Raw genomic sequence first — 9,805 nt, 5'->3', positions numbered from 1 at the left:
GCCGTTCGGCCGAGCAGGCGCGCAAGCGCCCATCCGAGCGCCGCCAAAGCGGCCTCGGGACGAAACTCGTTGGGCGCTTGTGTTAGTGGATCGAGCCGAAGAGACGCCTCTTGGCCTCTGCCTGATGCAGGCCGTCCTTGACGCCGACCGTGGCGTTCATATCTGCCGCGAGATCGGCAGCCAGCCTCTCGGGAATGTCGACATAGGCTTCGAGCACCCTGATGGCGACCTCTGGGCTCGGCAGCTCGCCCGGCTCGGTGCCAAGCCAGATCGTCGCCTCGCCCTCTTCGGGTTCCTCGTCGGTCGGCGTGAATATCTGGGCGAAGAAGCTCTGGAGAGGTCTGTCCCAGCCAACCACCGCCTTGATGATCCCGTTCCCCGGTCTCGGTTTCAGTTCGTAGCGGCTCATGTCTGGCTCCGACGAATGCGATGATCGACGTGGCGGGCCGCACCCTCGGCGCTGCGCAGCGCCTTGCGGACCGCGGCGGCGGCGCGCGGGGCACCGCTCTGGGCCAGAAGGTGCCGCGCGCTGCGAAGCTGGTCAATCGCCTCCCGCACGGCGTCGCGGTCGGCAAGCCTCGCGGCTCTGATGGGTCGCATGGGATTGGTCCCTTCGAGATTGATCAGGATGCCGGCGACGCCGGGACGGGCTCGATGCGGACATCGATGGCGTTCCGGCCGATGATGGCCGAGAACTGGCGCCCTTCGGGAACGAACCATTGGGCGCGGTAGGCGATGATCGCCCGGAGCCGCTCGACCAGCGCCGCGTCGTCTCCGAGCAACAGGCGGGTGGCCATTTCTCTGGCATCGAGCAGGAAGCGATCGTTCTGCGTCTCCCAGCTATCGGCCTCGCGATCATCGCTTGCGCAGAAGCATGAAGCCTCGAGCAGGTCGACCAGCTCGTCCGGGGAAACCGCGTCGCGCGCGGTGAGAAGGACGTTCGCTTCCTCGAAGCCCCAATGATGCGCCTCGTCATACTCGATGACGACGGGAGCCGCGACGGTCAGCGTCTCGCTTCTGGCGCCCCCGATCTCGACCACGAGATCGAGGCGGTCGACCGTTCCGCTTTCGAGCCCGGGCAGGGTCTCGCTGTCGAACAGATGAGTGGCACCGTCGCGTTGGATCTCGAATTTGAGCGCCGTGATGCGGGGAAGAGCATCGTACCAGCCATATCCCGCCATCGCGTCGTCTGGATCGGCGAGGGAGGCTTCGAGGCGGCCGTCGCGGGCGAGCGCGAATGCTGCACATTGTTCGAGCGGCGCGCCGAAATGCTCCATCAGGACGAGATTGTCCGCCGGGATCAGGCCAGATCCCTCGCGTCCGCTGTTGAGATCGGCCGTCGCCGGGGTCCAGCCTCGCAGGAGCGCCGTCGCCTCAGGGAGATCGATGCCGAGATTCCGGGCCTCGGTCCATTGGGCGAAGGACAGGCGGTGGCTGCCGAGAGACGCGATGTGGCGGAAGATGGTCCTGCGAACCAAGTCGCGGAGCGCTTCGAGCGCCGCGCTTTCGACCATTTCGGTCCGGGCTGGGAGCACAAGCTGCAGCGCCGGAGAATCGATGATATCGACGCGTGCCCACCAGCAGCGATCCTTCTCGTTGATCGAGGGCAAGATGCAGGGAACGGTGAGGCCGTGGAAGTTGATGCGAGGTTGACAGTGGGCGCCGCGCGTCCCGTTATAGACGCCGATGCGCACGCCGTCGGTCTCAACCGTGACCAGGGCGTCGGCGAGCCAGTCCGATTGGGCAAGCGGCGCGCCCTTGAAGCGGATCGGCGTCGGACAATAGCGCGCGGCTGCGTTCGCGCTGGCCTCCAGGGATTTCGCCCAGTCATCCTGGAGTGGGAGACGGATCTCGGTGCCGAAGCGATGATCGCAGCGATAAACCGGGATAGGACCGCCCGTTTCCCAGTCGCCGGGCGCGATCGAGATCCGCCAGGCGTCTCCGCCGGCGCGCGGACGCGAACGAATTTCGACATGGCGCCCGGCAAGGCTGAACACGCCCATGCCGGCAGGGTCTTCGCGGGCCGCGATGTCGTCGTCCCATCCCGAGCGCCCGAGCGCGAGAATGACCGCGGGATCGGCGATCCCCGCGCCGTCGTCGGCGATGACGAGCCACTGCCGATCGTCGGCTTCGGCGACATCGAGGTCGACGGTCGTCGCGCCGGCCCGGCGTGCATTCTGGATGAGCTCGGTCAGTATGGAACCGAGCGTATTATTGAACAGGCGCGTCACCTTGGTGATCGCTGCAGGATCGACCTGGCTGTGGACGACGGTGGGAAGGGGCATCGGGGTCTCCTCGGCAAGAGCGAATGGCCCCCTCCCCGCCCTTCTCTCCTTTCGCTCGGGGCTGCGCGCCCATGGGCGGCGGTGGCGTGGCTGTCAGGCGCAGCGGCGCTCCTTCTCGGCCGGCGTCTCGATGTGGACATAGCGCTTGCCGGCCCGGCGGCGCTTGCGGATGCGACCATCGACGAAGGCCTCGGCCCAGCGGCCGGCTTCGTCCACGCGGGCGGCGATGGCGCATTCGTCGGCCTGTTTGAACATCGTGTAGGCCAGCGCGTATTGCGCGCGCTCCGGCAGGCCGAGCAGTGTCGCGGTGATCGGCAGGGCGCTCTCGTAGAATTCGAGGATATGGCGGCCCCCGCCGTGGTGCATCAGGATGGCAAGGAGGCCCTTGTTTCCGGGACCGGTCGGCCGCGCGATCTGGATGTCATGCGACCCGTAGGTTACCCCGACCTGGGACGCCCCGCCCTCGCCGCGATGGAAGACGCGGTCCTCGCGGTTCGCCAGGGGATGGGCGAGAACCTCATAGCCGTCGAAGCTGTCGACGCGGCGGATGCGGTTATGTCCGATGACGGTCATGACAAAATCTCCTCGTGCCCCGGGCGCAGGCCACCGGGGTTGGATGGGCACGGAAAGTGGTGGAGTGGCCGGCGGGGTTTCAGTCGCCGCGCGGCAAAGGGATCGGGACGGCCTGGCCACTGGCGAGGTTGATGAAGGCGCCGGCGTGCCCGATCGAACCGCGGCCGAGAAGGTCGAACAACAGTGCAAGCGCGTGGCTCGCCAGCACCCGATTGACGAACAGGGACTGACGTTCAAGCGCCTCGGCGACCGAGCAGGACGGAGCATCGTCCTCGGCCAGGGTTTCGTCGGCCAGCTCCGGAAATGCCTCGAGGACGGTTGGCAGGCGCGCCTTGACGTTGCCCTTCGGACGGCATGGGCAACCGATCAGATATTGTCCGTCGCTGGCGCGATTGCCGAGGTCCATCCAATAGGTCGGCACGACCCTGCCGTCGCTAAGCGCCGCGCCGAGTGCCCGGCGCGCCGAAGCCGTGTCGACGCACGTGATGAGGATGTCGGTCCCTTCCGTATCGACGGCATCGGGCGCTCGGCCATGAACGGCTTTCCAGCCCAGGCCGTGGGCAAGGTTGATCCGCTCGGTGAGCGTGCGCGCCTTGGAGTTGCCGAGATCGCAGCGATAGAAGGGCTGGCGACCGAGATTGGCCTCGGTCACGATGTCGTCGTCGACCGCGGTGACCGTGAGCGAGCGCGAGGAGATCGCGCGGAGAGCCGTGTCGAGCGAGGCAAGGCCCATCAGCATCTGAGCGCCGTTTCCACCGCATCCCACGAGGAGGATCCGGATCCCGCGATTGTCGAAGGCGGCGGGAAGGAAGTGGCGCTGGGGCTTGTCAGGCTGCATGGGGAATCTCCCGAAAATGGGCTGCGCGGCACGGCCAGGAACATGCCTCCGGCGCAGAGCCGGGCGGCCATGACCGGGCCCGCCGGATGGTCGAGCCGGCCGACGACGAGTGAAATCTTGGTGGCATGGGCATCGTCGGCATCGTCGGTCGCGCTGAAATAGGCCGGACCGCGCCCGTGACTGTGCATGTCGCAGACAACATGCCAGCCAAATTCGCAGGCCGGGGAACGGTAAACGAGGCGCGTCGGCGTCGCTTCATCGATCTGCGGAAAATGCACGGCGAATTCGGCCGTCGCCTCGTTCCACAGGATGAAGGCCGCTGCCTCGTTGGGCAGGGCCGCGCGGAAATGGTCCAGGACGGCGGCGAGATGCTTGCCTGGGACCCGGCCGCAGCGCAATTCGGCCTTGGGGTCGCCTATGCTGCCATAAGGGAGATGGGCGGCGAAAGGTGGCGCCAGAGGCGCATCGAGCGCCAGCCAGGGACGACGCAATATGAGCATCACACCATCGGCCCCGACGGCGAGCCCGTGTCCGGCCCGACTGCTGCGAAGCGCATCGAGCCCAGGCGATCGGCCCATAGACGGAACAGGATAGCAGGGGACGGCCTCAAGCAGCGCGGCCGCGGTCGGATCATTGGCGAGCATGGTCATCTCCCTGCAGCCGCTGCAACCAGTCGGCCGACGGTGATTGCCTCGGCCGTCGGGCGCGCCTGTCGCTGACGGGCGGCGGGATGGAAGGGCCTGAGGCGCCGGACCGGGAAACGGCTTGCCGCGCGCGCGGCGAGATCGTCCCAGAGTCTGACGAGGCCGCCTTTGCCGGTGACGGTCCACTCCTGTCCGGGATTGGGGTGCGTCGACCAGGAATCGAACACGGCCCGTTCGAACTCCGGGATTGCGGCAACGCCGAGGGTCTTCGGCCTCGGGATATTGCCCCAGCAGAGCCGACCCTCGATGAAGACATTGAGAATCGGCGAGTGCAGCACCGGCGTGTCAGCCACAGGTCGCTCGCTCGCCGGCAGCGCGTAGACCCCAAGGCCCGTGCGCGTGGCAATGAACAGATGCGCGGGATAGGGCACGGCAACCGTCGTGCGCCGCGCCAGCGCTCGAAGACCGTCGGGCGGCGATGAGAGCGCGAAATAGGCGGGGCGAACCTGTGCCGGCGACCACCAGGCGAGAACATCGGGATGGGAGACGAGGACGGTGTCGGGCAATATCTCGGGGATCGCCGTGCGGCCCAGCGCCTCGGTCCACTGGCGCAGCTGCGCGCGCGACAGGGGAACGCCCGCGGCGATCGTGGGGCGGCCGTCTCCATCGTGCTCGACGGCGTGCATGCTGGCGAACGCCGCCATATCGTTCCTGGGCGCGCCATAGGCGGTCGGTGTCCGGGACGTTCCGACCTGATAGAGGAGGATGGCGTTGGTCAGGACGAGACCGCCGCCGGTGGATTCGAAGTGGCTGCTGTGATCGGACATGAGGGCCTCACGGATTGGGTGGGTCGAGACGGACGAGATCCTGAGCCGCGAGCAGAAACTGCACGCCGAGTCTGAGGCTCGCGAACCAGTCGTCGATCCGGCTGATCTCGGGCAGCGGGCAGAGGCCGCAGAAATCCATGAAGCCCATTTCCATGCCGTGGCGCGCGACGTCGTCGAGTTCGCGGGCGAATTCCTCGAAGGGAACGAGCGTCAGCGGCGGCAGGGACGAGCATTCCTCGATGCCCGGCACATATTCGTAGAGGGCGTCGCTATCGAAGTGCCAGGCGTTGCGGTCCGGAGCGAGGTGATCGAGCGCCTTGTGCGCGTCGCGAAGCCGATGCAGCGCCTGCGCCAGCGTTTTCGGGAGGCATGCGGGCTTCGCTGCGTTCGTGCCGATCATCCAGTCGGGACGGCGCGCGTTCATTTCAGAGGGGAGCGTCTGCTCTTCGATCTCTTCGGCGCTGAGACCCTGATAGGCGGCCAAGCTCCGGCGCGCGCCCTCGTCGTCGATCTCGCCGTCCCAATAATACATCGAGATTTCCTCGAAGAGGTCCTGGTAGCCGAAGACCGGAAGGGCGGTGCCGAGCGTCTCACCAAGGGCCGCGTAGGCGGCGGCGCGCCAGGGGATGGGAGCGTCGCCGGTTTCGATCCAGCCAAGATCCAGTTGGCCGAGGGTCTCGCAGACGAAGGCGATTGCGGGCGGATTGTCGTCTTCGCCGACGAGGACGGCGACGCGCAGATCGACAAGCTCGATCGGCGCCAAGATTTCGAGAACCGCGGCATTGAAGACCTGCTCGATGCGCTTGCGGGCGCCGACGCGCGTGTACCGCGGGGGCGTCCCTTCCCGTGCGGCCACCCAGCGGCCGATCAGCTTGTGGTGATTGCTGAGCGGCTGATCGAAAGTGGCGGGGATATCGACGGAAAGCGAGACCGACCGCCCCGCGAGATCAGCCGAGTGGGGCGAGCCTGAGGCCGGCGGGGGGCTGAAGCGGCTCCGGCGCTTCGGCTTTGTGGTTGGCGGGGTCGAAGAGGATCCGCGCGTGGAGGGCCTGGGCCTGGGCGCTGCAGGGAGGCTGGGGAAAGCCGGTCGTGTTGCCATCGTCGTGCTCGATCCATTCGAGGAGCGTCTTGCGCGGTGCGGCCGGAATGGCCGCGCTCTGGGAGCGCGGCACGGTCAGCCCTTGGTGCCGACGGCGCGCCGATATTCCATGACGTGGGCGGCGCCTGACACGCCGGCGTCGACGATCTCGGCGTTGAGGATCGCGGGATAGAGCGTCGCATGGTAGGCGCGCAGCGCCCCCGGTTCGTCAGCGAGATGCGGCGGAACCGGAAGATCGAAGCCGTCATATCGATACGTGCGGGTGAGATGATTGATCTGCATGATGGGCCTCTCGAATTGAGATGTTGGGCAAATTGATGATGGTCAGTCCCAGAGGCTGGCCGGTTCGTCCGCCTTGGCATCGGCTGGCGGAGCGGCGGGGTTCGGAGCTTTTGTGGGACTGGCGGGCGCGGGCGTCTTCGGCGTCGCCGCCTTGGCCTTCGCGGCTTCTGCCGCGGCGGTACGTGCGGCTTCGGCAGCCTGGCGCTGCTCGGCGAGCTGGTCGCCGAGCGTCTTGCGGGCGGCGATGAGCTGGCCGAGCGCACCGTCTTCGCCCTTGGCGAGTTCGGCATCGATTTCCGCGGCGCTGGCGGTGAGCGAGATCGGGCGGGTCTCGCCGGCCTCGAGCTTGTGCGCGGCGCCTTCCTGCCTGCGGGGGATCACGGTCAGGGTGACGGTATGGTCCGGGCCGGCGACGAGATCGAAGCCGAGCGAGTAGCGCGCGAGCAGCGGGAGCAGGTTGGTAATCAGCATGGGGGCGCTTCCTTGTCTGTGTGAGCGTTCGGGGGTCAGGCGGCGAGTTCCGTGATCGCGGCTTCGGGCGGCGGTGCGACGTTCACCGGCGGCGGTCCGTATTGGCCGTCGAGCGTCATCGAACTGGGCAGGCGTCCAGCCCAGTCAAAGCCGGGCCGGTTGAGCATGCCGGCGATGAGGTCGGCTTTCTTGGCGGTGAGGAGCTTGGCGAAGCCCTTTTCGCCCATGTGCGCGACGAGGCCGCATTCCTGGGCGATGAACTTGAGTTCGTCCTTGGTGTATCGCTCCAGGAAGGCCTTATCGACCTGCCAGACGTCGCGCAGGTCAACCGCGAAGGCCCTGGCGAGGTCTGCGACATGCGCGAAGGTGAGCACGTCCTTGGCATAGGCGGCGCCGACGGCGGAGAGCACATTGGCCGCTTGCGGCTCTGAGAGAACGCGGATTTCCGCGATCTTGTCGCCATAGGGCAAGTCCGGGAAGGTGGCGCCGACCAAGATGCCGGCACGCGCCTTCAGCGTCTCGGCCTTGATCTGGGGAAGCGTGCCCGACATGGCGGCGACGAGAATGGTGGTATGGGCATGGACGGCATCGGCCGCGAGGGCCCGGGCGACGGCGGTGCGCCACTTCGCCTCGCGCAGGTCGCTGGTACGGCCGGCGATCGATTTGACCGTGACGGTCGGCTTGTGCGCGGCGGAGCCGCCGCTCGCCGAAGGGAGCGGGGCCGGCGCGCGCGGTTCGGTGCGGTCAACCGGCGAGGCATCGGTTTCGGTCTCGGTGTCGTCGAGACCGCCATCATCATCGTCATCGCGCTCAACACCCTGCGGATCGTCGGTGGAAGGCAAAGCTGCAGCCCGTGCCGCTTTTTCGGCGCGCTCCTGCTCCTCGAAGCGGATCGCCTCGGCGGTCTGGGTCTTCAGTTCGAAGCATCCGGGATTGGTGCAGTGCCCGTCGTCGACATGCGTCTCGAACAGGGTTCGCTGGGAGGCCGAATTGAACGGGCAGGTGGTGCACTCGGTCTTGTCGAAGCAGGCGGCGGCGAGGTTCTGCGTCACCCGCATAAGCAATTCGCGCGTCTTGCCGACATCCAGCTCGGCGGCGAGGATGGTCTCGAGGGCCTTGTCCTGCTTGTCGCCGGGGACCGCCGCGAGCAGTTCGGCATGGCCGACCTTGATCCGGCGTTCGTCGAGCGCGAGCTTCACCGCGTCGGAGAGTTCGGCAAGCGCCAGACGCCGGTCGAGCTTGCTCCGCGACCAGCCGAGCCGGCGCGCGGCCTCGGTGCGGTCGTTCTGGCATGCCGCGAGATAGCGGACGGCGGCGTCCGCCTGTTCGGTTTCCGACGGATCGTCGCGGTCGTCATTCTCGGCGATCGCGGCATCCAGCGCCTCCTGGTCCGTCATCTCGCGGATGATGACAGGCACTTCGCCATCGGGGCCGTAGGCTTCCAGACCGGCGCGGTAGCGGCGCTCGCCGACGACGATCGCATAGACCTCGCCCTTCGGACGCAGGAGGATCGGCTGCAGGATTCCGCGCAGGCGGATCGAGGCCACAAGCTCGTCATGCTTCTTGCGGTCGAAATAGCGGCGCGGATTGTCGCCCTTGGTGATGAGGGAGAGCGGCAGCGTGGCGCGGATCGGTTCGGCAGGGGTCAAGGCTGGTCTCCTCGGGGATTGGGGAAGGCAGGGTCCATCGAGCCCGCGCGCTCTCGGTCGGCGAGCCTGAAGCTCGCCCTCCCCCTCCCCTCTCGCTGCCCGAAGGGCCGGCGAGCCGGTGCGCTGATTTTTCATAGGGAATGGGGCTTGAGGGTTCGCCGACGCTCAGTAGTCTTCGGCGAGCATGACGGTGAGGACGCGCCGCGTGATCGATGCGTCCGCCGGGTCGTCGGAGCCGAACTCAAGCGTCATGTCATAATAGTCGATCTTGAAGAGGAGCCTTTGCCCCTGCAGGTCGAAGGCGCCGAAATCGCGCTCGGGCCCGTCGCCGGGCTTGAACGAATAACGGCGGACCGCCGCGAGCAACTCGGCTTGGGCGAGGATCTCGGCGATGCCCTCGCCCTCGCCGGAAAGCCGGGCAAGGCAATTGCGCGTGACCATGATGCGGGCATTGGCATCGAGGCCCTGCCGGCAGCGATCGTTGAGACGGGCGATGCGTTCGGTGGCGGTGATAGTCATACGGCCTCCAGCAAGCCGGCGTTGAAGGTCTCGAGCCACTCCGCCATTGCCGGTCGTTCGGGGAGCGGGACATGCGCAGCGACGTCCTGAAAGCGGATGAGGTCGGCGGGCGCATCGCGGATGATCGCGTCGATGTCGGCCGCGGGGAGCAGCTCCTCGGCGCGGATGAAGTCGGTCATTCGGCCGGGCCTGGTCGAGGTCGACCGGCGCCAGAGGCCTTCGACGGTTCGCAGACGCGGGGCCGCGCGGGCTTCGACCAGGACAATGAGCCGAAGGCACCAGGCCGGTAGCGCTCGAACCTCGTCCGGTTTCATCGCGCCGCAAATGAAGCAGCTCGACTTGGGCGGCACGGGGAGGCCGGCGGCCTCGATCCGCGCGATGCAGGCGGCGCGGTCCCATTTCCATTCGCGAAGCGGGTATCGGCACTCGAAGAGATCATGCTCGATCGCGGACGCATGGGCATGGCGCCGCGTGTCCGCCGGCGAAGCATCGTAGCCGATCAGGCGGATGACTTTCTGGCGGCGCGCCCAGGCTGCCTTCGCGGGCTCCCACTGTTTCAGGAACGCGTCCTGCGGCGCCACCTTCCATTTGAGCGAACATTAGGTCTGGATCGACCTG

Annotated in this window: 13 protein-coding genes and 1 pseudogene; all 14 read right to left on the bottom strand. The window is 67.3% G+C overall.

Annotated elements, in window-relative coordinates:
- Window positions 1-82: 82 nt before the first annotated feature.
- Window positions 83-409, bottom strand: a complete 327-nt coding sequence (locus tag L3X40_RS12475; RefSeq protein WP_237365935.1) for a hypothetical protein — start codon at window positions 407-409, stop codon at window positions 83-85.
- Window positions 406-600, bottom strand: a complete 195-nt coding sequence (locus tag L3X40_RS12470) for a hypothetical protein (RefSeq protein WP_066764102.1) — start codon at window positions 598-600, stop codon at window positions 406-408. The genes L3X40_RS12475 and L3X40_RS12470 overlap by 4 nt, the downstream gene beginning before the upstream one ends.
- 23 nt (window positions 601-623) lie before the next feature.
- The gene (locus L3X40_RS12465) at window positions 624-2,285 is read right to left on the bottom strand and encodes an ATP-binding protein (protein WP_125964277.1); all 1,662 of its coding nucleotides are present in this window, start codon (window positions 2,283-2,285) and stop codon (window positions 624-626) included.
- 93 nt (window positions 2,286-2,378) lie between these two features.
- Entirely contained in the window at window positions 2,379-2,858 is a 480-nt protein-coding gene (locus L3X40_RS12460; RefSeq protein WP_066764106.1) for a hypothetical protein, read from the bottom strand.
- A gap of 79 nt (window positions 2,859-2,937) precedes the next feature.
- The gene (locus L3X40_RS12455; RefSeq protein ID WP_237365934.1) at window positions 2,938-3,696 is read right to left on the bottom strand and encodes a PRTRC system ThiF family protein; all 759 of its coding nucleotides are present in this window, start codon (window positions 3,694-3,696) and stop codon (window positions 2,938-2,940) included.
- Window positions 3,591-4,346 (bottom strand): PRTRC system protein A, encoded by a 756-nt coding sequence (locus L3X40_RS12450; RefSeq protein WP_125964276.1) that lies wholly within the window; start codon window positions 4,344-4,346, stop codon window positions 3,591-3,593. Before L3X40_RS12450 ends, L3X40_RS12455 begins: the two co-directional genes overlap by 106 nt.
- Window positions 4,343-5,167, bottom strand: a complete 825-nt coding sequence (locus L3X40_RS12445; protein ID WP_066764110.1) for a PRTRC system protein B — start codon at window positions 5,165-5,167, stop codon at window positions 4,343-4,345. Before L3X40_RS12445 ends, L3X40_RS12450 begins: the two co-directional genes overlap by 4 nt.
- A gap of 7 nt (window positions 5,168-5,174) precedes the next feature.
- Window positions 5,175-6,023 carry a hypothetical protein gene (locus L3X40_RS12440; RefSeq protein ID WP_237365933.1) on the bottom strand — a complete coding sequence of 283 codons (849 nt, stop codon included), beginning with the start codon at window positions 6,021-6,023 and terminating at the stop codon, window positions 5,175-5,177.
- A 91-nt stretch (window positions 6,024-6,114) separates the two neighbouring features.
- Window positions 6,115-6,339: a hypothetical protein gene (locus L3X40_RS12435; RefSeq protein WP_082733401.1), complete on the bottom strand. Its 225-nt coding sequence runs from the start codon at window positions 6,337-6,339 to the stop codon at window positions 6,115-6,117.
- A 2-nt stretch (window positions 6,340-6,341) separates the two neighbouring features.
- A complete protein-coding gene (locus tag L3X40_RS12430) occupies window positions 6,342-6,548 on the bottom strand; it encodes a PRTRC system protein C (RefSeq protein ID WP_066764116.1) in 207 nt (68 codons plus the stop codon).
- 42 nt (window positions 6,549-6,590) lie between these two features.
- Window positions 6,591-7,019, bottom strand: coding sequence for a PRTRC system protein E (locus L3X40_RS12425; RefSeq protein ID WP_237365932.1), 429 nt, complete (start codon window positions 7,017-7,019; stop codon window positions 6,591-6,593).
- Window positions 7,020-7,054: 35 nt separating this feature from the next.
- Window positions 7,055-8,668 carry a PRTRC system ParB family protein gene (locus L3X40_RS12420; protein WP_237365931.1) on the bottom strand — a complete coding sequence of 538 codons (1,614 nt, stop codon included), beginning with the start codon at window positions 8,666-8,668 and terminating at the stop codon, window positions 7,055-7,057.
- A gap of 165 nt (window positions 8,669-8,833) precedes the next feature.
- Window positions 8,834-9,187: a DUF3768 domain-containing protein gene (locus L3X40_RS12415; protein WP_125964273.1), complete on the bottom strand. Its 354-nt coding sequence runs from the start codon at window positions 9,185-9,187 to the stop codon at window positions 8,834-8,836.
- Window positions 9,184-9,786, bottom strand: a pseudogene (locus L3X40_RS12410) (hypothetical protein); the annotation flags it as partial. The pseudogene L3X40_RS12410 and the gene L3X40_RS12415, both read right to left, overlap by 4 nt.
- Between the last annotated feature and the right edge of the window lie 19 nt (window positions 9,787-9,805).

The organism is Rhizorhapis sp. SPR117 (genome assembly GCF_021742065.1).
Note: the sequence above shows the minus strand (reverse complement) of the source record. Positions and strands in the feature narration are given on the sequence as shown.

Coding starts and splice junctions, on each gene's coding strand:
- L3X40_RS12455 (WP_237365934.1), bottom strand. CDS start 3,696: ATGCAGCCTGACAAGCCCCAGCGCCACTTCCTTCCCGCCGCCTTCGAC.
- L3X40_RS12415 (WP_125964273.1), bottom strand. CDS start 9,187: ATGACTATCACCGCCACCGAACGCATCGCCCGTCTCAACGATCGCTGC.
- L3X40_RS12430 (WP_066764116.1), bottom strand. CDS start 6,548: ATGCAGATCAATCATCTCACCCGCACGTATCGATATGACGGCTTCGAT.
- L3X40_RS12450 (WP_125964276.1), bottom strand. CDS start 4,346: ATGACCATGCTCGCCAATGATCCGACCGCGGCCGCGCTGCTTGAGGCC.
- L3X40_RS12465 (WP_125964277.1), bottom strand. CDS start 2,285: ATGCCCCTTCCCACCGTCGTCCACAGCCAGGTCGATCCTGCAGCGATC.
- L3X40_RS12445 (WP_066764110.1), bottom strand. CDS start 5,167: ATGTCCGATCACAGCAGCCACTTCGAATCCACCGGCGGCGGTCTCGTC.
- L3X40_RS12475 (WP_237365935.1), bottom strand. CDS start 409: ATGAGCCGCTACGAACTGAAACCGAGACCGGGGAACGGGATCATCAAG.
- L3X40_RS12425 (WP_237365932.1), bottom strand. CDS start 7,019: ATGCTGATTACCAACCTGCTCCCGCTGCTCGCGCGCTACTCGCTCGGC.
- L3X40_RS12460 (WP_066764106.1), bottom strand. CDS start 2,858: ATGACCGTCATCGGACATAACCGCATCCGCCGCGTCGACAGCTTCGAC.
- L3X40_RS12470 (WP_066764102.1), bottom strand. CDS start 600: ATGCGACCCATCAGAGCCGCGAGGCTTGCCGACCGCGACGCCGTGCGG.